Origin of the sequence: Faecalibacterium butyricigenerans (genome assembly GCF_020687345.1) — a bacterium.
Taxonomy (GTDB): domain Bacteria; phylum Bacillota; class Clostridia; order Oscillospirales; family Ruminococcaceae; genus Faecalibacterium; species Faecalibacterium butyricigenerans.
The window spans coordinates 1-22,865 of record NZ_JAJEQL010000025.1; the positions used below are offsets into that span (position 1 = coordinate 1).

The window sequence follows — 22,865 nt, forward strand, 5'->3', positions numbered from 1 at the left end:
GGTGTCACGCCGCAGGCGTGACGGAGAGGTTGAGTCCAGCTGCGGTTTACAGTTAGGCTTTTCTTCATACAACCTCTCAGGCTCACTTCGTTCGCCAGCTCCCCTTGTAGGGGAGCCTCTGGCGAAGAGGGAAGGTTTTGTGCGATAACAGAAGGAATCTTACAACTTAAAATCCTCTGCCATCTCTGCCACGTCCTCCGGTGCAAAATCGCCCAGCGGGAGGATGAGGCGGGCCAGCACCTCGGGAGAAAGGGTTGCGAGGCGGTCGCTCTCGTCCGGAGCACCGCTCTCGGGCGGGAAGAGGTGGCTCACGCCCTGCGCGTCTGTCTCCATCCGGGCATAGTGGCCGGAGGCGACATACTGGATGCCCAGCTTGTCGGCGGCGGTGAGCAGGGCGGCGAAGCGGGCGGCTTCGGCGTCCTGCCCGGCCAGAGCCTCGGCGTTGAGGGCGATGCACTCCACGTCCAGCTTCTTGGCCAGCGCCTTGGCCGCGTCTGCGGCGGCGTGCTCTTCGGGGGTGTCGGCCAGCCGGACGACGGCTGCCGCCACGGCAAAGCCCTGCTGCTGCAGGATGCGGACCGCCACGCCGCTGCGCACGCTGCCGCTCAGGCCCATCAGGACCCGGTCCTGTTCTTCGTAGGTGTCGAACCCGTTCCCGGGCAGAAAAGTATCGTTCATCGTCCCTGTCTCCCGCCATGTGCCTGGCTCTGGGCGACCGCAAGCTGGTCGCAGCGTTCGTTCTCCGGGTGGCCTGCGTGGCCCTTGACCCAGACGTAGGTGAGCTTGTGGCGTGCCTCCTGCTCCAGCGCCTGTTCCCAGAGGTCGGGGTTCAGGGCGGGGGAGCCGTCGGATTTCTTCCAGCCCCGGCGCTTCCAGCCCTTGGCCCAGCCCTTTTCCAGTCCGTTGATGACGTACTGGCTGTCGGAGCACAGGTGGACTTCGCAAGGCTCCTTGAGCTGGCGCAGGGCCTCGATGAAGGCCGTCAGCTCCATCCGGTTGTTGGTGGTGGAGGCGTCGCCGCCGCTCAGCTCCTTTTCGTAGACCTTGCCGTTAAAGCGGTAGCGCAGCACTGCGCCCCAGCCGCCGGGGCCGGGATTGCCGCTGCACGCGCCGTCGGTGTAAACTTCAACCTGTTTCATGCGTTTCTCCTGAAATAAAATTCATACCTCTATTTAGAGCCATTTTGGCCCGTCTGTCAAGAGGGCAGGGCATAATTTGCCGCCGTCCGGCCCAAGCTTGGATTGACAAAAGAGGCGAGAAATACTATACTTGTTGCAACGAAATGCGTATAGGGGCGTGCCGAGGGTGCGCTCACAGCGTTCCTGCCGAAGCGCCGCGGTCGCATCGAACAGATGGACTGGATGGGCAAGAGGCTTCCCGCGGAACAGACAGTGCGGCAGAAAACCACACTGATAAAATAATTTCTATACGATGCATCCGACGGAAGCAGATGCGTTTTTATGCTTCCCCTAATGCAGGACAGGCGATCTTTTGCAGATGGGCCTGTGCTTTGCTGATTGAATTTTTGGAGGTTTTCGATGGCACAGACAAAAGAACAGAATCACGCACCCGCCCCGGCTCAGGCCAATGCGGCCGGCGAAAAGCGGCCCCGCACTTCCCGCCGGCCCCACTATACCCGTCGGCCCCGCCGCCCCCAGCAGCCCAAGGAGGCTGCAACGCCCATCCATATCTATCCGCTGGGCGGCCTCGGCGAGGTGGGCAAGAATATGACGGTCTACGAGTGCTGCGGTGACATGATCATCGTGGACTGCGGCCTTGTTTTCCCCGACAGCGATATGTTTGGCGTCGATATGGTCATCCCCGACATGACCTTTGTGGTGCAGAACAAGGATAAGATCAAGGGTCTGCTCATCACCCATGGCCACGAGGATCACATCGGCAGCATCCCCTACCTGCTGCAGAAGTTCGACCTGCCCATCTACGGCACCCGCCTGACCTGCGGCCTCATCCGCAACAAGCTGGAGGAATTCGGCCTTGCGGGCAAGACCAAGTTCGTGGAGATCACCCCCAGACAGAAGATCAAGCTGGGCTGCTTTACGGTGGAGCCGATCCATGTGAACCACTCCATCCCGGACGCCGTGGCCTTCGCCATCGACAGCCCGGCGGGCACCATCATCCAGACCGGCGACTTCAAGATCGATTATACCCCGCTGGCCTGCGGCCCCACCGACCTTGCCACCCTGTCCGATTACGGCCAGAAGGGCGTTCTGGCCCTGCTGAGCGACTCTACCAACGCCGAGAAGCCCGGCTTTACCGCCACCGAGCAGAAGGTGGCCGCCAGCGTCCGCAATCTCTTTGCCCGGGCGCAGAACAAGCGCATCATCATCGCCTCCTTTGCGTCGAACATCTACCGCGTCCAGCAGATCATCGACCTCGCCGTGGAGGATGGCCGCAAGGTGGCCTTCAGCGGCCGCAGCATGGTCAACAACACGGCCATGGCGCAGGAGCTGGGCTATATGCACATCCCGGAGGGTACCCTCATCAGCATCGACGAGATCAACCAGTACCCGCCTGAGCAGGTGGTGCTGGTGACCACCGGCAGTCAGGGTGAGCCTCTGAGCGCGCTGAGCCGCATGGCTTCCTGCAGCCACCGTCAGGTGCGGGTCGGCCCCGGCGACTTCATCATCATCTCGGCCAAGCCCATCCCCGGCAACGAGAAGAGCGTGACCAAGATCGTCAACGGCCTGCTCCTGCTGGGCGCTGAGGTCATCTACGAGGGGATGTACGATGTCCACGTCTCCGGCCACGCCTGTCAGGAGGAGCAGAAGCTGATGCTCACCCTGACCAAGCCCAAGTATTTCCTGCCCGTCCACGGTGAATACAAGCAGCTGAAGAAGCACGCCATCACGGCGGCCAGCCTCGGCATCCCCACCAGCAACATCCTCATTGCCGAGAACGGCTCCAACATCATCCTCAGTCAGGACGAGATGAAGCTGGGCGAGCCGGTGACGGCGGGCGCTGTCATGGTGGACGGCCTCGGCGTGGGCGATGTGGGCAATGTCGTCCTGCGGGACCGCAAGCATCTGTCCGAGGATGGCCTCGTCATCATCGTGGCCACCGTGGACAGCAAGACCGGCAAGGTGCTGGCCGGCCCCGACCTTGTGAGCCGTGGCTTCGTCTATGTGCGGGAGAACGAGAGTCTGATGGATGGCGCCCAGAGCATCGTGGAGACGGCCCTCGACCGCTGCGTGGAGGAGCACGTCCGCGACTGGAACAGCGTCAAGACCCGCGTGCGCGAGGCCCTGAGCAGCTATATCTACCGCCGCACCAAGCGCAGCCCCATGATCCTCCCCATCCTGATGGAGGTCTGATGCTGCCCGCAGGAGGCATAATACTTCATGAAACAAAAACCAAGGTGGACTCTTGAAATGCTGACCGCTGCGCTGGCAGTGCTCTGCGCTCTTCTGGTGCTGGTACTGCTGGTACAGCGCCCGGCCATCTGGCCGCTGCTGGCTGTGCTGGTGGTGCTGTGGGGCGTCCTGTTCGTCCTATTCCGCTGCCGGCTGCGCAGCTGGGTGGCCCGCTGGGTGTGCGGCGGCAGCTTTGAAAAATCAAAGACCCAGTTCAGCCTCGAGCCGCTGAGCCAGCCCGCCGCCCTCCTGTCGGGGGAGACGGTGCTGTGGTACAACGCCGAGTTCCGCACCCGCCTGATGAAGGGAGAGTCCCTTCTGACCCCTCGGGTGCAGAAGGTGCTGCCCGGCCTCGACCTACAGGAATCCCGGACGGCGGGCGGCCAGCTGCTGAATCTGGCCGACGGGGCGTGGAGCGTCCACAGCTCCACGGTCCCCGGCGAGGCGGAGAGCATGACCCTCCTCGTACTGAACGAGGAGACAGCCCTGCGTAAGGTGGAGGCCGAGTACAAGGCCAGCCGCCCGGGCTATCTGGTCTTTCTCGTGGACGGCTACGACGATGTGTTCAGCGATATGCTGGACAGCGAGCGCGCCCGCCTGCTGGAGGGCATCAACCGGGTGCTGGAGGATATGATCGGCCGGGGCACCGGCTTTCTGCGCCGGGTGGCCAGCGGCCGCTATATCGCCGTGGTGGAGGAGCGCCAGCTGGAACAGTTTGCCAAGCGGGGCTATGACGTGCTGGACAAGATCCGCGCCCTTGACCCCAGCGTGAACCTTTCCATCTCCATCGGCATCGGACGCGGGGCCAAGACCCTGCGGGAGGCGCAGGATATGGCCGTGCAGGCGCTGGACATGGCGCAGGGGCGCGGCGGTGATCAGGCTGCGGAGATGACTCCGGACGGCTTTACTTTCTACGGCGGCGTCAGCCACGGCGTGGAGAAGCGCAGCAAGGTGCGCAGCCGCATCGTGGCCGACCAGCTGGTCAAGCTCATCAAGGAAGCCGACCATGTGGTCATCATGGGCCACCGGATGAGCGACCTTGACGCCATCGGCGCGGCGGAGGGCGTGTTGCGCATCTGCAAGATCTGCGATGTGCCGGCTGTTATCGCCGTGCGCCGGGATGCCACCCTCGCCGGGAGCCTCATCAACGCCCTCGTCGCGGCAGGGCAGGAGGACGATTTCATCGACCCCAAGGGCGCGCTGCCCATCATCTCACAGAGAACGCTCTGCATCATCGTGGATACATACCAGCTGGGGCTGGTGGAGAGCCGCGAAATTCTGGAAAAATGCGGCAAGGTGGCCGTCATCGACCACCACCGCAAGGGCGTCGGCTTCATCGAGAACGCCGACCTCGTCTGTCACGAGCCGTATGCCTCCTCGGCCAGTGAGCTTGTCACCGAGTTCCTGCAGTATGTGGGCGACCGGGACGACAAGCCCAACCGCATTGAGGCCGAGGGTCTGCTTTCCGGCATCATGCTGGACACCCGGGACTTCACCCTCCACACCGGCGTGCGCACCTTTGAGGCTGCGGCGGCCCTCCGCCGCTACGGCGCGGAGACCGAGCGGGTGCGCCAGCTCTTTGACGTGAGCATGGTGGAGTACACCACCAAGGCCATGCTGGTATCGGAAGCCCAGATGTACCGGGGCTGCGCTATCACCGTCAGCGGTGAGGTGGCCCCCGAGGCCCGCGTGGCCATCGCGCAGGCCGCCAACGACCTGCTGACCATCCAGAACGTGGAGGCCAGCTTCGTGGCCGTGCAGGTGGGCGGCGGCGTCAACATCTCGGCCCGGAGCCTCGGCGCGGTGAACGTGCAGGTCATCATGGAGGCTCTGGGCGGCGGCGGACATCAGACCATGGCTGCGGCCCAGCTCAAGCATATCACCCCGGAGGCGGCCCGCAGCCGCATCCAGACGGCCATCGACCAGTACCGGGAGGCGCAGAAGAAGAGCGGCCCCGAGTCGGAGCCGGAACAGAAGAAAAAGGACAAACAGTGATGAAACAGTACGATTATCTCATCGTCGGCGCCGGCCTGTACGGCGCAGTGTTCGCCCACGAGGCCAAGAAGGCGGGCAAGCGCTGCCTCGTCCTCGACAAGCGCGGCCACATCGCGGGCAACATCTACACCGAGCCGGTGGAGGGCATCAATGTCCACCGCTATGGTGCCCACATCTTCCACACCAACAATAAGGCCGTGTGGCAGTATGTGAACCAGTTCGCAGAGTTCAACCGCTACACCAACAGCCCAGTGGCCAACTACCACGGCGAGATCTACAACCTGCCCTTCAATATGAACACCTTCAACAAGATGTGGGGCGTCGTGACCCCCGCCGAGGCGAAGGCGAAGATCGAGGCCCAGCGCGCCGAGGCCGGCATCACCGAGCCGAAGAACCTCGAAGAGCAGGCCATCAGCCTCGTGGGTACCGACATCTACGAAAAGCTCATCAAGGGCTACACCGGCAAGCAGTGGGGCCGCCCCTGCACCGAGCTGCCCGCCTTTATCATCAAGCGTCTGCCCGTCCGCTTCACCTACGACGACAACTATTTCAACGCCCTGTATCAGGGCATCCCCAACGGCGGCTACACCGCCATGGTGGAGAAGATGCTGGACGGTGTGGAGGTGCGTCTGGGCGTGGATTATCTGGCCGGGAAGACAGAGCTGGACAAGCTGGCCGACAAGGTGGTCTACACCGGCCCGGTGGATGCCTACTTCGGCTACCGGCTGGGTGCGCTGCAGTACCGCAGCGTCCGCTTCGAGACCGAGACGCTGGACACCGACAACTATCAGGGCAACGCCGTCGTGAACTACACCGACGCCGAGACCCCCTACACCCGCATCATCGAGCACAAGCACTTTGAGTTCGGCACCCAGCCCAAGACCGTCATCAGCCGGGAGTACAGCGCCGAGTGGAAGCCCGGCGACGAGCCGTATTACCCGGTGAACGATGATAAAAATGGTGCTTTGTACGCTGAGTATAAGAAACTGGCCGATGCCGAGCCGGGCGTCCTCTTCGGCGGACGTCTGGGCGAGTATAAGTACTACGATATGGATAAGGTCATCGAGGTGGCCTTGGATGTCGTGGGCAAAGAGCTGGCATAACGTAAAAAGCCTCTCCCTTTGGGAGAGGTGTCACCGTAGGTGACGGAGAGGGCAAGGATGCTGGCGGAGAAGTGCAGGCACGGCGATAGTATCGCTCTGACAAAGAGTTTGCCTATCTCCGCGCACCGGCACTGTCGCAACGGGCTTGCCCTCTCAGTCTCGCTTCGCTCGCCAGCTCTCCCAAAGGGAGAGCCTTTAGCAGGCGTTGACGGAACAGCCCGATTGCTGTATACTAACCATAGAAATCTTCGCCGGGCATATTCCGGCGGGAAGTGAGGGATACTATCATGAAAGTGATTCTGAAGCAGGACGTCAAGGGCATCGGCAAGAAGGACGAGATCCACGAGGTCTCCGACGGCTACGCCCGCAACTTTCTGTTCCCGCGCAAGCTGGCCGCTGTGGCCGACGCCAGCGCGGTGAATATCGCCCGGGGCAAGGAGGCTGCCGCAGACTTCCACGAGGCAGAGAATGTGGCCGCTGCACAGGCTGTGGCCGCAAAGCTCGAGGGTAAGACTGTGGTCATCAAGGCCAAGGGCGGCGCATCCGGCCGTCTGCACGGCAAAGTTACCGGCAAGGAAGTGGCTGAGGCTCTGGCCCAGCTGGCCGGTTCGCCCATCGACAAGAAGAAGATCGAGCTGGAGACCAAGGATATCAAGGACGCGGGCGTCTTCAACGGCAAGGTCCGCCTTTATGTCGGTGTCACCGCTTCCTTTAAAGTTCAGGTCGAAGTGGAGCAGGCCTGATCCAGCCGTTCTCTGCGCCCCCTCTCGGCAGGGGGCGCTTTTTGGCTTTACGGACACGATAACGATTCAGAAGGATAACAGCCATGCCGAACGAACGACATTACAACGAACTCAACCTCGAGAGCGTGGGCATCAACCTGCCCTATAATATGCAGGCAGAGCAGAGCGTGCTGGGTGCAGTGCTGCTCAAGCCGGAGACCCTGACCGACCTGGTGGAGATCATCCGGCCCGAGATGTTCTATACCCGCCAGAATGCGCAGATCTACTCCGAGATGCTGCGGCTCTTTACCAGCGACCAGACCATCGACTTCGTGACCCTGCTGGACGCCGTCATTTCAGATGGCGTCTTCCCCAGCGCCGACGAGGCGAAGGTCTACCTGACCGGTCTAGCCGAGACAGTGCCCAGCATCTCCAACGTCAAGGCCTACGCCCAGATCGTGCAGGAAAAGTATCTGGTGCGCCAGCTCATGGGGGTGGCGAAGGACATCTTACAGGACGCCGGGGACGAGCCGGACGCCGACCTCCTGCTGGAAAACGCCGAGCAGCGCATCTATGAGATACGCTCAGGCCGGGATTCCAGCGCATTGACGCCCCTTTCTTCCAGCATGGTGGAGACGCTGACCAATCTTCAGAAGATCAGCGGCCCCGACGCCGACAAGTACAAGGGCATCCCTACCGGCTTCCGCCTGCTGGACACCGTCCTCACCGGCCTCGGCCGCGGCGACCTCATCATTCTCGCCGCCCGCCCCGGTATGGGCAAGACCAGCTTTGCGCTGAACATCGCTACCCGCGTCGCCATGCAGCAGAAGGTGCCGGTGGCCATCTTCAGCCTCGAAATGACCAAGGAGCAGCTGACCAACCGCATCCTATCGGCGGAAGCGGGCATCGACAGTCAGGCCTTCCGCACCGGCGCGCTCCGGGCTGAGGACTGGGAGTATCTGGCCCTCGCCACCGAAAAGCTCCACGACGCCCCCATCTATATGGACGACACCTCGGGCATCACCATCACCGAGATGAAGGCGAAGATCCGCCGGGTCAATCAGGACCCCGCCCGCCCCAACGTGGGCCTCATCGTCATCGACTACCTGCAGCTGATGACCAGCGGCCAGCGCAGCGAGAACCGTGTGCAGGAGATCAGCTCCATCACCCGAAACCTCAAGATCATGGCCAAAGAGATGAACGTCCCCATCATCGCCCTGAGTCAGCTGTCCCGTGCCGTGGAAAAGCAGGGCAACAACTCCAGTCACCGCCCCCAGCTGTCCGACCTGCGTGACTCTGGCTCCATCGAGCAGGACGCCGACTGCGTCCTCTTCCTCTACCGCGACTCCTACTACGCCAGCCAGAACCCCGACGGCGCGGAGGTGGATGCCGACACCGCCGAGTGCATCGTGGCAAAGAACCGTCATGGCGAGACCAGCACGGTGCCGCTGGGCTGGGATGGCGCCCACACCCGGTTCATGGATGTGGACTTCAAGCGCTGATGACGTGCGAAGAAATTTTGCAGACGGTGCGCGGCTTCTGCGCCCGGGAGGGGCTGCTGGAGGGCAGGCGGCAGATCGCGCTGGCCGTCTCAGGCGGGGCGGACAGCATGGCGCTGCTCTGCCTCATGCGCCCGCTGGCCGAGGAAAACGGCATCACACTCACGGTCTGCCATGTCAACCACGGCCTGCGGGGGGAGACAGCCGACCGGGACGAGGCCTTCGTCCGGGAGGCCTGCGCCCGGCTGGGTCTGCCGCTGCGGGTCTTCCATGCCGCTGAGCTGGAAGCAGAGGTGGGCAGGCCGCAGACCGGGGAGGACTGGGCGCGCCGTCTGCGGTACGCCTGCTTCGGGCGGCTGCTGGCAGAGGGGATAGACGCCGTCGCAACGGCCCATACTGGAAGTGATCAGGCCGAGACGCTGCTGTTCCGGCTGGCCCGGGGAACGGGCCTCCACGGCGCGGCGGGCATCCGGCCCAGCCGGCCGGGCTACCTGCGGCCCCTGCTCTGCCTGACCCGGGCCGACACCGAGGCCGTTTGCCGTGCCTGCGGGGAGACGTGGGTGACAGACGAGACCAACGAGGCCGACGACTACGCCCGCAACCGCCTGCGCCACGGCGCACTGCCTGCCCTTTGCGCAGCCAACCGCGCCGCCGAGCGCAATCTGGCCCGCTTCTGCGAGAAGGCCGCCCGGGCGGACGAATACTTCGCCCGACAGGCGGAAAGCCTGCTGGCCTCGGCCCGGGTGACAGACCCGAAGTGCCTGCCCGGCGGGGCAAGGTGCGCCCTGCGCACCGGACAGCCGGTGTGGCGGCTGACAGCTCTGCGACAGGCGGACCCTCTCATCCTCGACACGGCCCTCCACCGCCTCGTGGAGCCGGTGCGGGACGCGGAGGAAAAGTATATCCGGCTGCTGGCGGCTCTTGTGGAGAGGGGCAGCGGCGCGGTGCAGCTCACCGACAACGTCCGCTTCTGTGGACGGGAAGGGCTGCTCTGGCGGGAGGGAAGCGACAACAACATCCGCCCGCAGGGTGAAAAAGCAGATGTTCCGGAGCGTGCAGTATCCCTGCCCGAGGGCGGCGATTACCCGCTGCCCGGAGGCGGAACGCTGCAGATTCGGGTGGTTTCGGCCTGTTTTGAAGAAAAAACACAGGTCGTTCATAAAAAAGACTTAAAAAATCAGGCAGATTATGCTAAAATAAACTTGATATGTCCTGCTCTGCGGCTGCGCTGCCGTCAGCCGGGCGACCGCTTCCGCCCGGCTGGGCGGGGAACAGACCGGGAGCTGCGCAAATGGATGAACGAGGCGGGTGTCCCGCCCCGGGAACGGGACACGCTGCCGTTGCTGGCGGCAGGAAAGCAGGTGCTGTGGGTCTGCGGCGAGGGTTTTGCCGATGGGCTTGCCCCCGGGCCGGACACAGAGCAGCTGCTGCAAGTGAAACTGGAAAATTGGGAGGAATCGAATCATGACCATGCATGATGATATTATGAAGGTCCTCGTCTCGGAAGAGGAACTGAAAGCAAAGGTAGCAGAGCTGGGCGCTCAGATCAGCAGGGACTACGAGGGCAAGAACCTTGTCCTCGTCTCCATCCTCAAGGGGTCGGTGGTCTTTATGGCCGACCTGATGCGGGCTGTGACCATCCCGTGCAACATCGACTTTATGGTGGTGTCCAGCTACGGCGGCGGCAACACCACCAGCACCGGCCTCGTCAAGATCATCAAAGATCTGGACGGCGACCTGTCCGGCAAGGATGTGCTCATCGTAGAGGATATCCTCGACACCGGCATCACCCTGTCCAACCTTGTGCCCATGCTCAAGATGCGCAACCCGAACTCGGTGAAGATCTGCACCATCCTCGACAAGCCCAGCCGCCGCAAGGCGGACATCGCCCCGGACTACGAGGGCTTCGCTGTGCCGGACGAGTTCGTGGTGGGCTATGGCCTCGACTACGATGAAAAGTACCGCAACCTGCCTTACATCGGCGTGCTCAAGCCCCGCGTCTACGAAAAGTAAGAAATAAAACCAGAACTGGAGTTGATTCCTTTTGCAACCTAAAAGACCTCGTATCAATCCGCTCATCCTTGCACTGGCGCTGGCCGCTGTGCTGATGGTCTGGTCGGTGATGGGCAGCGGCTCGGGCAGCACCAGCGGCTCGACCATGAGCTACTCCACCGTCGTCCATTATTTTGAGCACAATCAGGTCACGGCCTTCACGCTGGACCGCAACACCAGCGTCATCACCCTGAACCTGAAGGAGGGCGACCTGCCCCTGCCGGACGTCTCCTCCACCCAGAGCACCACGCAGGCCACCGGCGGCCTGCTGAGCGGGATGTTCTCCACCTCGTCGGAGTCCACCGGCGCGGTACAGGAGGACGACGGCACTGTCACCGTCCGCTATAAGCTGCCCTACGCCTACGTTTTCATCGAGAACGTGGAGAAATATATCGAGTCCTACGACGCGGCGAACCCCGACGCGCCCATGACCTACGACTACACCTCCCTCAAGGAGACCATCCCATGGATGGAGATCATCTTCTATCTGGGGATGCTAGGCTGCACCGGCTTCCTGCTCTTCTCCATGATGCGGGGCGGCGTCGGCGGTGGCGGCGGCATCATGAATGTCGGCAAGGCCAAGGTAAAGGACGAGCACGAGAACAAGAAGACGGCCACCTTTGCCGATGTGGCCGGTGAGGACGAAGAGAAGGAAGAGCTGAAAGAGGTCGTGGAGTTCCTGAAGAGTCCCGACAAGTTCAACTCTCTGGGCGCACGCATCCCCCATGGCGTGCTGCTCGTCGGCCCTCCGGGCACCGGCAAGACCCTGCTGGCCCGCGCCTGTGCCGGTGAGGCCGGCGTGCCCTTCTACTCCATCTCCGGCTCGGACTTCGTCGAGATGTACGTCGGCGTGGGCGCATCCCGCGTGCGCGACCTCTTCGACAAGGCAAAAAAGACGATGCCCTGTATCATCTTCATTGATGAGATCGACGCAGTGGGCCGTCAGCGCGGTGCCGGCCTCGGCGGCGGTCACGATGAACGTGAGCAGACGCTGAACCAGCTGCTGGTGGAGATGGATGGCTTCGAGGCCAACGACGGCGTCATCGTCATGGCTGCCACCAACCGCGCCGACATTCTGGACAAGGCCCTGCTCCGTCCGGGCCGCTTCGACCGTCAGGTCTACGTTGGTCTGCCCGACGTCAAAGGCCGTGAGGAGATCCTCAAGGTCCACACCAAGAACAAGCCCCTCGCCCCGGATGTCTCGCTGCGGGTCATCGCACAGCGCACCGCGGGCTTTGCAGGCGCTGACCTCGAGAACCTCGTCAATGAGGCCGCTCTGCTGGCTGCACGCCGCAGCCGCAAGGCCATCACGATGGAGGACATCGAGGAGGCATCCATGAAGGTCATGGCCGGCCCGGAGAAGAAGAGCCGGGTCGTCACCCCCGAGGAGAAAAAGCTCACTGCCTACCATGAGGCGGGCCACGCGGTGGCGGGCTTCTACTGCAAGCACCACCCCCGTGTGCATGAGATCACCATCATCCCCCGCGGTCAGGCAGGCGGCTACACCATGTATCTGCCCGAAAAGGACCGCAGCTACGTCACCAAGGGCGAGATGTTCGAGGATATTGTGTCCAGTCTGGGCGGCCGCGTGGCCGAGCAGCTCATCCTCGACGACATCTCCACCGGTGCATCCAATGACCTGCAGCAGGCCACGAACATCGCCCGCCAGATGATCACCAAGTACGGCTTCTCCGAGCGCCTCGGCCCTGTGGTCTACGGTACCTCGCAGGAGGAGACCTTCCTTGGCCGCGATTTTGGTCAGGGCAAGGGCTACAGCGAGACCACCGCTGCCGAGATCGACAGCGAGATGCGGGACATCATCGACGAGGCCTACGAGACCTGCCGCCGCACCCTCACCGAGCACATCGACCAGCTCCATGCGCTGGCACAGGCTCTGATGGAGCGCGAGAAGCTGAACGAGAAGGAGTTCAACGCCGTGATGGCAGGCGAGACCCTGCCCCCGCGTGAGGACCCGGACGCAAAGCCCGCCGAGGCCGAGCCGACCGTCCAGCCTGTGGAGCAGGCTGAGGCCGCAGAACCTGCTGAGCCTGCCGAAGCTGCCGAGCCGGTGGATGCTGCCCCGCAGGCAGCCCCCGGGACGCCGGATGAGGGCGAAGCAGCCGAGTAAACCGAGAAAGGGGAGAGTCCTGTGGAGGAAAATTTTGAACCGGTCGCACGGACCCGGGCCAACTACTATACCCCGGGCAGCCCGGTGCAGTTCGTCTGCGTGGAGCTGCTCAAGGGCGAAGTCAGCGGCGAGCACGCGGTCTGTCTGACCTTTAAGAACATTTCCCGTGTAACTCTGACGGCGCTGGAGATCCATTTCAAGTGCAAGGGCGTGGATGGCGTCATCCTCTGCGAGGATACCTTCGAGTACCGCGACCTCGCTGCCAAGCCGGGCGAGAGCTTTGGCATGGACGAAGCCGTCTTTGTCACCCAGAAGGCCATCACCAGCGTGGACGTTACATTGCAGAACGTCTACAGCGGCAAGAAGGTCGTCCACCTCGAGAGCATCAAGCGGGTGCGCCTGCCGGCCCCCCGCCGCCTGAGTCCCGAGATGCAGAAGGCCCTCGAGGCCCGAATGAACCGCACCGGCATGAAGTTCATGCCGCAGGTCTTTGAGAATGGCTGGTACTGCGCCTGCGGTGCCTTCCACCCGAAGGAGGAGGACACCGTCTACTGCTCCGAGTGCGGCAGCGACCGCATCCTGCTGCAAAACGCACTGAACACCCTGCTTCAGCCGGAAGAGCCGGTGCGTCAGCCCGCGCCGCAGCCTGCGGCCCAGCCGACGGCATCCGCCGCCCCTGCCGAAGAGCCGACCCGCATCATGGGTGCGGCGCAGGAGGAGGCTACCCGCATCATCCCGCCCCGTCCGGAGGTGCGCTCTGCGCCCAGCTTTGCGCCTGCGGCACCGGAGGCCACCCGAGTGATGTCCAGCGCCCCGGAGCAGGAGGCGACCCGCGTCCTGCCCCGTCAGCCTGAGCCGGTGCGCCCGGCGGCCTTTGCGCCGGACGAGAGCGAGGAGAAGTACGGCACCCGTGTGATGCCTTCGGCCCACATCGCGCCGCCGTCCCGTGTACAGGCCCAGCCGCTGGATGAGGAGGACGACTACGAAGAGGAGGACGCCCGCGACAGCATCGCGGAGACGCTCATCCGCTGGGTGCCGCCCATCACCGCCATCGTGTGTGCAGGCATCGCCCTGTGGGGCTTCGTGTATTCCCAGTTCGTAATGTAGATCGCTGTACGGCGGAGGAGGCAGAGGCTTCCTCCGCTGTTTTGTTAAAGGCTCTCCCTTTGGGAGAGCTGGCGCGGAGCGCCTGAGAGGGCAAGGCTGCTCACCGTGAGGCTCAAGCGCAGCAATCGTATCGCTCTGACCGAGGGGCTGCTTATCGCTGTGCCGGTGGCTCTGCCCTGACTGGCTTGCCCTCTCCGTCACCTTCGGTGACACCTCTCCCAAGGGGAGAGGCTTTCGTAGGAAGCTGAAAACTAGGAGAATCGTTATGGCAGAAGAATATTTGCAAGCCGCATTCGAGATCAAAGCGGCCTGCGACGACATCAGCCGGAAGCTGCTGCGCTGGCACTGGGAGCAGAAGCCCGGTGCCCACAGCGTGGACGCTCTGCTGAAGCATCTGGCCCAGCGCCAGAAGGAAAGCCCGGACTACTACGAGCGTCTGCCCGAGCTGAGCGGCCGCACCAGCTGGCAGCAGCTGGACACCACCCTCTGTATGCGTGTCCTGCTGGACCCGGAGAAGGACGCAGCCCGTCCATTGGACCTGCTGGGGGATACGCCCCGCCCGGCAGCGGCCCGCCGCGCCTGCAATGCGGTGCGGATGGCCCGCAACGAGGCCGCGCACGCCTCCGACAAGACCGCTGCCGCACAGGCGGCCCTCCGGTTCAACGAGGCCGTGGAGGAGCTGGAGGCGGGCTATGAGGGCACGGCCCTGACCACCGGCGACCTTGAGAAATATTACCGGATGGCAGAGGACTTTCTGGCCCGCTGCGGCGCTTCGGAGACCATCGAGCCGCAGAAAAAGGCCGGGGACGAGCCGCCCCGCCGCCCGAAGTCTCAGACGCCGCGGGCCGATGCTCCTGCCCGGAAGCACCAGAGCAGCGGAGACCGCACGGCATCCCGGGGAACGTCCGGCCGCAGCCGGAACACCTCCGGGAAGACAGGCCGCAGCCGCCCGGCCACGGCCCGCCGCAAAAAGCGTCAGCGCACCCAGAGCCGTGCCCTCACGGTGGTGCTGCTGGCTGTCGTTCTGCTGGGCCTGCTGGTCCGGGCATGGACGATGGGACTGATGAAATAGCAGCTGTGCTGCGCGTGGGCGAGAAGGTCTTTTCGCATCCCCGCGGGACATCCCTCATACACTGAGGGACAAGGGGGGTGTGCGGATGGTGCAGGGGATGGAGATGCTTTTCGCGCTGTTCGGCGGGCTGGCGATGTTCCTCTACGGGATGGACCGGATGAGCCGTGCCTTACAGCGGGCGGCAGGCGACGCCATGAAGCGGCTGCTGGCCCGGCTGACGGCCACACCGCTGCTGGGGGTGCTTACCGGGCTGGCCGTGACGGCAGTGCTCCAGAGCAGTTCGGCGGCGACGGTCATGGTCATTGGCTTCGTCAGCGCCGGACTGCTGGAGCTGCCCCGGGCTGTGGCCGTCATCTACGGCATCAACGTCGGCACGACCATGACGGCCCAGCTCATCGCCTTCGACGCCCAGCAGCTGGTGTATCCGGTGCTGTTTGCGGGCTTCGTCATCGACTTCGCGGCTCATAAGGCCCGCTGGCAGGCCGTGGGAGAGGCGGTATTCTCCTTTGGACTACTCTTCGAGGGCATCGGCATTCTGGGCCGGGCCTTGCAGCCCCTCGCGGGGCAGGAAGTTCTTCTTGGGTGGATGACCCGGGTGAAGGCGTCGCCGCTGCTGGGCATCTTGCTGGGGCTGGGCATGACGATGGTGGTACAAAGCAGCTCGGCCACCATTGCCCTCCTGCAGAATGTGGCCCGGCAGGCCGGGCCGGACGGCATCCACAGCGTGCTGGGCCTCGCCGGGGCGGTGCCCGTCCTGCTGGGGGACAACATCGGTACCACGGTCACAGCTCTGCTGGCCTGCATTGGGCAGGGCAGGGACGCCGCCCGGGCTGCGCTGGCTCACAGCTGCTTCAATCTCACCGGGAGCCTGCTGGCGGCGGCGCTGCTGCCCGGGTTCGTCCGGCTGGTGGAGCTGGTCTCCCCCAAAGGCCCGGAGCTGGAGATCATTTCCCGGCAGATCGCCAACGCCCACACCCTCTTCAACATCTGCTGCGCTCTGCTCTGGCTGCCCCTCCTGCCGTGGATGGTGCGGCTGGTCTGTGCGCTGGTGCCGGAGGAGTAGCCCTCTCCGTCACCTTCGGTGACACCTCTCCCATAGGGAGAGGCGCTGGCGTACCGGGCAACTCTGCGCTGACCGCTGGAAGTTCAATATGGCATAAAATATAGTGCCCTGCTACAGAGGGCAGCAGCTTCTAGACAAGAACACCTTGTCAAGCTGTCGTGAATCTCTGTAGCAGGGCACTACTGTTTACGACAAAATCAGACTTTGCTCGTCCCGCGTGGGCCTGACCGGCTCGCCAGTGGCTCCCCCTCTGGGGGCAACGGCGACGACCGCCGCCAGCGGCGGAAACAGGGAGGAGCTGTTGGGGCAGCGGCCAGCAGGATGCAAGCGACAGTGAAGCAGACGCTGGGAGCCGCAACCCGGCCTTGGCGCGTCAGCGACTGAGAGGGCAAGGATGCTATAGGGCAGGTCACTTCTTGGAGACGCTCCTCCGATACACCGCGAACGCGATGATGGCCGACAGCACCTCGGTGGCCCAGAAAGCGTGCCAGACGCCGGTGGGACCGAGCTGGCGGCAGAGCAGCCACGCCAGCGGCATGATGAAGAGGATATAGCGGCAGAGGGAGATGACCAGCGAGGCCATGCCTTTGCCCAGACCTTCCAGCGCGCCGGAGGAGGTGGTGGACACCGAGGACACCACGAAGCCGAGGCAGATGATGCGCAGGGCCGTCTGGCCGATGGCGATGGTCTCGGGGTTCGAGGAGAAAAGGCCGATGAGGGGCGCGGAGGCAGCCATGCAGATGACCGTGCCCGCCGCCATGATGACGGTGCTCATGCCGAGGGTGAGCTGGTAGAGCTTCGCTACTCGGGCGTGCTCCTTCGCGCCGTAGTTGTAGCTGATGAGGGGGCGCATCCCCTGCACGATGCCGCTGACGGGCAGGTAAAGGAAGGTCTGGAGCTTGTAGTAGATGCCCAGCACCACCACATAGCTCTCGGAGAAGGCGGCCAGCAGGTCGTTCAGGAAGGTGACCAGCAGGGAGGGCAGGGCCAGATTCAGGATAGCAGGCACGCCGATGGCATAGAGGCGTCCTTCCAGCGAGGCGTCGGGCCGCAGGGCATTCCGGCGCAGGCGGACGGGCGATGCAGTGGTGCAGTAGACCACGAGGTAGAGGACGAGGGTGACGGTCTGACCGATGCCGGTGGCCAGCGCCGCACCGGCGATGCCCAGTGCGGGCACCGGGCCGAGGCCGAAGATGAGGATGGGGTCCAGCAGGATATTGCACACGCAGCCCGAGATGAGGGCGAGCATGGTGAGCTTCATCCGGCCCACAGCCTGAAAGATCTTCTCGAAGGCGAGGCTGGCCATGTTCACGATGGCAAAGAAAAAGACGATGGAGGAATAGGTGACGCCCATCGAGACGATGGTGCTGTCGGCGGTGAACCGGGCGAGGAAGCCGGGCATGATGGCCGTGGCCAGCAGGGTGCACAGGAGGCCGTGGAGTACCGAGAGGGCCATGCCGTGGGTGGCGGCTGCATCGGCCTTGTCATGGTCGCCTGCGCCCCGGTAGAGAGCGACAAGGGCGTTGATGCCCACGCCAAAGCCGATGGCGACAGCGTTCACGAAGTTCTGGATGGGGAACACGAGGGAGAGGGCCGTCATGGCCTGCTCATTGATCTGGGCCACGAAGAGGCTGTCCACGATGTTGTACAGCGAGTTCACCAGCATGGAGATGACGTTGGGCAGGGCCATGGACACGAGGAGCGGGAAGACGGGCTTTGTCTTCATAAAGGTATCGTTCATAGGGGGCAAAAGCTTCCTTTCCTGAAAATTCCGCACAAGAAAAGCCACACAACGGCGGCTTTGAAGCGGGCCATTGTGTGGCGAAAAGTAGCAAGATCTATGCTGTAAAAATCCACACGGGTTTTATGAAGAGGGTGCAAAGAAATACGGTGCATCGACGACAGCGACGCTACGGGACGCCGCCGGACAGCACCGGGACGCGGGCCGGAAGGAAAACCGGAAAAGCGGCCTTCCGACCAGCCTGCGATAGGATACCACGAAACGGAGAGATTGTCAAGTCAAAAGTATGACTTTTCACAAAAGGCTTCTCAAGCGCCCATTTCGTGGTACAATGGAGCCAAATGAGAACGGAGGGAACGGAATGAAATGGATGATCGCATCCGACCTGCACGGGTCGGCGTACTATGGTAAAAGGATGGTGGAGGCTTTCGAGCGGGAGGGGGCCGGGCGGCTGCTCCTGCTGGGGGATCTGCTCTATCACGGCCCCCGGAACGACCTGCCCCGGGACTATGCGCCCAAGGAGGTTATCCCGATGTTGAACAGCCTGAAGAACAGGCTCTGCTGTATCCGAGGCAACTGCGATGCCGAGGTGGATCAGATGGTGCTGGACTTTCCGGTGCTGGCGGATTACTGTATCCTCCCGGCGGGCGAAAGGCTCATCTACGCCACCCACGGGCATATCTATAACTTAAAGAACCTGCCGCCGCTGGCCGAGGGGGACATCCTGCTCCACGGCCACACTCATGTCCCGGCGTGGACGGAGTTCGGGCAGGGAAACGTCTACCTCAATCCCGGCTCCCTGAGCATCCCGAAGGAAAACAGTCCCCACAGCTACATGACGCTGGAGGACGGCGTATTTTATTGGAAAGACGTAGATACGGGAGAAATATACCACACCCGTGTACTGTGAGCGGCGGTCTGTCCGCAGGCACTTGCAATTAGCATACCAGTGTGGTATGATGAAAATGAAAAACGCCCGGTGGGCGCGATCTAGGAGCAGGAGGTACGGACCAATGGTGCAGACGACGCTGAAAGTGAACGGGATGATGTGCGGGATGTGCGAGAGCCACATCAACGATGTGGTGCGCAAGACCGCGCAGGTGGAGAAGGTCACTTCTTCCCACACCAAGGGCGAGACGGTCATCGTCTCGGCCCAGCCGCTGGACATCGAAGCCCTGAAGGCTGCCATCGCAGCCACCGGCTACACGGTGACTGGCGCGGAGGAAAAGCCCTACGAGAAAAAGGGTTTCTTCTCGTTTTTGAAGCACTGAGGACTTCCGGCCCCGGGAGGGGGCCTGCGAAAGGAGGCAGGCAGAGATGAGGATACTGGTCTATGGTGCAGGGGCGCAGGGCTGTGAACTGGCCCACCGTCTGCTGCAGAACAAGAAGAACGTCGTCACCATGCTGGCGCGGGGTGAGTGGAAGGAAAGGCTCGACCAAAGGGGCCTCGTGATCCGCCACTGGGCGCAGTGCCGCACCACGGTGGACCGGGTGACGACCATCGACACGCTGGCCCCGGACGACTGCTACGACCTCGTTTTTGTGGCGGTGCAGGCCGGGCAGTTGCCCGATGTGCTGCCCATCCTCAAGCAGAATAAGAGCGAGTACTTCGTCTTTGTGGGCAATGACCCCCATGCGGTGGAGGTCATGCAGGCCATGCAGCGCCCGGCGGACAAGGTCGCGTTCGGTTTTCAGGGCAGCGGCGGACACCGGGATGTGGATAAGGTGGTCAGCGCTCATGTCGGCGTGGATATGACCGTCGGCGGGGCCACAGCACCCCTTTCGGGCGTCTTCCGCTACCGCCTCAAGACTGCCTTCGAGGGCGCAAAGTACAAGCTGAACTTTGTCAGCGACATGGACGCATGGCTCAAGTGCCACATCGCCCTCATCCTGCCGGCCTGTTATCTCTGCTACGCCTGCAAGGGCGACCTCTCCAAGGCCACCAAGGAGCAGCGGGAGCTGGTCCTCGATGCCGCGTGGGAGGGCTGCGAGATGCTCAAGGCCGCGCACATCCCGGTGGACGACAAGGAGAACACCGACTGCTACCGCGCCGGGACTTCCGGACGCCGGAAGATGGACGCCATGCTGCTGGCCATCTGCAAGACCCCGCTGGGCCGTCTCTGCGTCTCCGACCACGCGATGCACGCCGTGGCTGAGATGCAGTACCTCGACGAGGCCTTCGAGGGCCTCCGCGCCCAGACACAGACCCAGATGACCGCATGGGATACCCTGCGCGGGCAGATGCCCTCGTGGGACATCATGCGGAAGAAAACGGCAAAAACAAGACGATGATATGATGGAAAAAAGAGGCAGACGAAGGGCGTCTGCCTCTTTTTATTTTGGCGGCTCACGGTCAGGCCGTCCTTCGTCCAACCTCTCAGGCGCTTCGCGCCAGCTCCCCTAGTAGAGGAGCCTCTGGCGAAGAGGCGAAGCTTTACGGTATGCCAAAGCCTCCCCTCGGTAGGGGAGGTGGCACGCCGTAGGCGTGACGGAGAGGTTTAGTCCTTCCAAAAAGCTTCCAGTTTCTTCTTTAAGTCCTCCGTATCCCGCAGATACTCCAGCTGCCGCCAATGCTTCGGGAAGAGGCGGGCATATTCGCTCTGGGCAAAGCGGTCGTCCAAGAGCAGCACCACGCCTTTATCCTCCTGTGTCCGGATGACCCGCCCGGCGGCCTGAAGGACCTTGTTCATCCCGGGCCAGCGGTAGGCGTAGTCGAAGCCTGCACCGTTCTGGGCGTCGTAATAGCGGCGGAGCATCTCCTGCCGGGGGCTGACCTGCGGCAGGCCCACGCCCACGATGGCACAGCCGATGAGTCGGTCGCCTGTGAGGTCCACCCCCTCACCGAAGATGCCTCCCATGACCCCGAAGCCCAGCAGCGTCTTTTCCGGGCGGGGCGAGAACCGCCCGAGAAAGGCCGCCCGCCCGGCGTCGTCCAGCCCGCTCTCCTGCACCAGCGTGTCGATGCCGGGGTAGCGGGCGGTGAAGTCCTCCCACACCTGACGCAGATAGGCATAGCTGGGGAAAAAGGCCAGATAGTTGCCCCTCCGGCCGGAGGCCAGCGCCGCGAGGGCGTCCGAGATGGGCTGGATGCTGGCCTCCCGCTGGCGGTAGCGTGTGGAGATGGAGGGCAGGCAGTAAAGTCCGAGATTCTCAGGAGGAAAAGGGCTTTCCAGAGCCACGGCCCGGGCCTCGGGGCAGCCGAGGACGGTGCGATAGTAGCCCGGCGGCGTCAGGGTAGCGCTGAACAGAGCTGCGGCCCGCCCCGTCGAGAGGCTTGTGTCCACGAAGGGGGAGGGGTCGAGACAGAGCAATTGCAGTTCCAGCTCGCTGGCCCGGGCGGTGAGCTGGGTGGCAAAGTGCTCATCGTACCGCTCCGCTGCCCGCAGGACATCCTGAACCTCGAAATAGAGGTCCAGAAGAGCTGTGTGGGCCGCGGCATCGGTATTGTCCTCCAGCCAGTCCTGCAAAGGGGCCGTCAGCGCCCGCAGAGGCGCCAACAGGGCCGAGGGCAGCTCTTTGCAGAACACCGTGCCGTCCTGCGCATAGTCGGCGGCAGGCAGCGCGAGCGTGGGCGTCTCCGCCTGTTCCAGAAGAGAGGTCTGGCCGCTGCCGTCCTCTCCGGGGGCAGCGCTGCCCCGCCGGGGCGCGAGGGCGCAGACGGCTTTCCGGCCCTCCAGAAAGGCTTTGTCGGCCTTGGTGAGGGCCGTTTTAAGAGCACTCCTGCCCCGGCCGAGGGCGCGCTTGGCCTCGGTAAGGCTGCTCTTGCAAAAGCGGGCGGAGTACATGGCGCGGGCACGCTCGGGCAGGTTGTGGGCCTCATCCACGAGGAAGAGCCAGTCGCCCGCGCTGTCAAAGAACCGCCGCAGGTGCACCACTGGGTCGAAGAGGTAGTTGTAGTCCCCGATGATGACGTCACACCACTCGCTCAGGTCCAGTCCCAGCTCGAAAGGGCAGACCGTGAACTGCCGCGCAGCATCGGCCAGCGCGGCCCGGTCGAAGCAGCCGCTGCCCTCGTCCAGAAGGGCTCGCAGGGCGGTGTTCACCCGGTCGTAGTAGCCGTTGGCGTAGGGGCAAAGCTCGGGCAGGCAGGCGGGATGGCCCTCGGCGTCCGGGTGAAGACAGACCTTCTCCTTGGCCGTCAGGGTCACGCTCCGGAGCGCCAGCCCCGGAGCAGCCGCCCGCAGCCGCGCCACGGCATCCTCGGCGGCAGACTGCGTGGTATTGCGGGCCGTGAGGTAGAACAGCTTCTCGCCGCAGCCGGTGCCGATGGCCCGCAGGGCGGGGAAGAGGACGCTCATGGTCTTGCCGATGCCGGTGGGGGCCTGACAGAAGAGCCGGACGCCCGCCTTCGAGGGTGCGGCGGTGCAGGCGCGGTAAACCTCGCCTGCCAGTGCCCGCTGCCCGGGCCGATAGGCCGGAAAAGGGAAGGCCAGCGCCGAGAGGCTCTCGCTCCGGCGCTCCTTCCACGCCAGCTGGCGCTGCGCCCAAGGGGCGTACTGCCCGAGAAGGTCTTGCAGGAAGGCTTCCAGCTCCCCGAGGGTGAAATGCCGCAGGAAGCGGAAGACTTCATCGGTATCGATCTGATAGTATGTGAGCCGGACGTCCAGCCGGTCCAGCCCCTGCTGACGGCCATAGAGCGCCCCGTAGACCATCCCCTGTGCCCAGTGACAGGGGTTCATGTCCTCGGCGATGGCGTCGGCGGGGACGGCGGTGGTCTTGATCTCGTCGATGACCGTCACCCCTGCCTCGTCGGAAAAGATGCCGTCAGCCCGCCCCTCGATGGTGAAGGTGATGCCCGACACTTCCCGCTCACCGGAGAGGAAAACTTCGGCGGCATAGCCCTCGCCCGCCGCCTTTTGCAGCCTGCGGTGGATGCGCGCGCCCTCGTTGGCGCGGTCAAAGCCGGTGAAGCGGCTGTCGATGCTGCCGGTACGGAGCAGAAATTCCACCAGCTGACGGACAGGCAGACGAAACGCGGGCATAGGGGTCACTTCCTTTTATTTATTATTAAA

General features: G+C 63.6%; 18 protein-coding genes. 14 read left to right on the forward strand and 4 right to left on the reverse strand.

The annotated features are described in order from the left end of the window. Positions 1 to 159: 159 nt before the first annotated feature. Positions 160 to 678: a hypothetical protein gene (locus tag LKD23_RS09400; RefSeq protein WP_227621433.1), complete on the reverse strand. Its 519-nt coding sequence runs from the start codon at positions 676 to 678 to the stop codon at positions 160 to 162. Further along, positions 675 to 1,139, reverse strand: coding sequence for a ribonuclease HI (gene rnhA, locus LKD23_RS09405; protein WP_227621434.1), 465 nt, complete (start codon positions 1,137 to 1,139; stop codon positions 675 to 677). The genes LKD23_RS09400 and rnhA overlap by 4 nt, the downstream gene beginning before the upstream one ends. Before the next feature lie 399 nt (positions 1,140 to 1,538). On the opposite strand from rnhA, the gene LKD23_RS09410 reads away from it, so the two are divergent. From LKD23_RS09410 to LKD23_RS09460, 11 genes are all read left to right on the forward strand, one after another. After that, a complete protein-coding gene (locus LKD23_RS09410) occupies positions 1,539 to 3,332 on the forward strand; it encodes a ribonuclease J (protein WP_227621435.1) in 1,794 nt (597 codons plus the stop codon). A 27-nt stretch (positions 3,333 to 3,359) separates the two neighbouring features. Continuing rightward, positions 3,360 to 5,366, forward strand: a complete 2,007-nt coding sequence (locus LKD23_RS09415; protein WP_227621436.1) for a DHH family phosphoesterase — start codon at positions 3,360 to 3,362, stop codon at positions 5,364 to 5,366. Continuing rightward, on the forward strand, positions 5,366 to 6,469 hold the full coding sequence (gene glf / locus LKD23_RS09420; RefSeq protein ID WP_227621437.1) for a UDP-galactopyranose mutase: 1,104 nt from the start codon (positions 5,366 to 5,368) through the stop codon (positions 6,467 to 6,469). The genes LKD23_RS09415 and glf overlap by 1 nt, the downstream gene beginning before the upstream one ends. 287 nt (positions 6,470 to 6,756) lie before the next feature. Further along, positions 6,757 to 7,212: a 50S ribosomal protein L9 gene (gene rplI / locus LKD23_RS09425; protein ID WP_227621438.1), complete on the forward strand. Its 456-nt coding sequence runs from the start codon at positions 6,757 to 6,759 to the stop codon at positions 7,210 to 7,212. A gap of 83 nt (positions 7,213 to 7,295) precedes the next feature. Further along, complete coding sequence (gene dnaB / locus LKD23_RS09430) at positions 7,296 to 8,693, forward strand: replicative DNA helicase (RefSeq protein ID WP_015564739.1); 1,398 nt, start codon at positions 7,296 to 7,298, stop codon at positions 8,691 to 8,693. Next, positions 8,693 to 10,168, forward strand: coding sequence for a tRNA lysidine(34) synthetase TilS (gene tilS, locus LKD23_RS09435; RefSeq protein WP_227621439.1), 1,476 nt, complete (start codon positions 8,693 to 8,695; stop codon positions 10,166 to 10,168). Before dnaB ends, tilS begins: the two co-directional genes overlap by 1 nt. Beyond that, entirely contained in the window at positions 10,155 to 10,703 is a 549-nt protein-coding gene (gene hpt / locus LKD23_RS09440) for a hypoxanthine phosphoribosyltransferase (RefSeq protein WP_227621440.1), read from the forward strand. The genes tilS and hpt overlap by 14 nt, the downstream gene beginning before the upstream one ends. Before the next feature lie 94 nt (positions 10,704 to 10,797). Then, the gene (gene ftsH, locus LKD23_RS09445) at positions 10,798 to 12,870 is read left to right on the forward strand and encodes an ATP-dependent zinc metalloprotease FtsH (RefSeq protein WP_227621458.1); all 2,073 of its coding nucleotides are present in this window, start codon (positions 10,798 to 10,800) and stop codon (positions 12,868 to 12,870) included. Between the two features lie 21 nt (positions 12,871 to 12,891). Next, the gene (locus tag LKD23_RS09450) at positions 12,892 to 13,977 is read left to right on the forward strand and encodes a hypothetical protein (protein WP_227621441.1); all 1,086 of its coding nucleotides are present in this window, start codon (positions 12,892 to 12,894) and stop codon (positions 13,975 to 13,977) included. A gap of 265 nt (positions 13,978 to 14,242) precedes the next feature. Continuing rightward, positions 14,243 to 15,049, forward strand: a complete 807-nt coding sequence (locus LKD23_RS09455; RefSeq protein ID WP_227621442.1) for a hypothetical protein — start codon at positions 14,243 to 14,245, stop codon at positions 15,047 to 15,049. A gap of 85 nt (positions 15,050 to 15,134) precedes the next feature. Further along, positions 15,135 to 16,112, forward strand: a complete 978-nt coding sequence (locus tag LKD23_RS09460) for a Na/Pi cotransporter family protein (protein ID WP_227621443.1) — start codon at positions 15,135 to 15,137, stop codon at positions 16,110 to 16,112. Positions 16,113 to 16,521: 409 nt separating this feature from the next. Here LKD23_RS09460 and LKD23_RS09465 read toward each other — a convergent pair whose 3' ends face one another. Further along, positions 16,522 to 17,853: an MATE family efflux transporter gene (locus LKD23_RS09465; protein WP_227621444.1), complete on the reverse strand. Its 1,332-nt coding sequence runs from the start codon at positions 17,851 to 17,853 to the stop codon at positions 16,522 to 16,524. A gap of 361 nt (positions 17,854 to 18,214) precedes the next feature. Between LKD23_RS09465 and yfcE the strand changes: the two genes are divergently transcribed. From yfcE to LKD23_RS09480, 3 genes are all read left to right on the forward strand, one after another. Then, complete coding sequence (gene yfcE / locus LKD23_RS09470; RefSeq protein WP_227621445.1) at positions 18,215 to 18,763, forward strand: phosphodiesterase; 549 nt, start codon at positions 18,215 to 18,217, stop codon at positions 18,761 to 18,763. 103 nt (positions 18,764 to 18,866) lie between these two features. After that, complete coding sequence (locus LKD23_RS09475; protein ID WP_227621446.1) at positions 18,867 to 19,124, forward strand: heavy-metal-associated domain-containing protein; 258 nt, start codon at positions 18,867 to 18,869, stop codon at positions 19,122 to 19,124. Positions 19,125 to 19,170: 46 nt separating this feature from the next. After that, on the forward strand, positions 19,171 to 20,145 hold the full coding sequence (locus LKD23_RS09480; protein WP_227621447.1) for a ketopantoate reductase family protein: 975 nt from the start codon (positions 19,171 to 19,173) through the stop codon (positions 20,143 to 20,145). Positions 20,146 to 20,351: 206 nt separating this feature from the next. Here LKD23_RS09480 and LKD23_RS09485 read toward each other — a convergent pair whose 3' ends face one another. Beyond that, positions 20,352 to 22,835 (reverse strand): ATP-dependent DNA helicase, encoded by a 2,484-nt coding sequence (locus LKD23_RS09485; protein ID WP_227621448.1) that lies wholly within the window; start codon positions 22,833 to 22,835, stop codon positions 20,352 to 20,354. Positions 22,836 to 22,865: the final 30 nt, after the last annotated feature.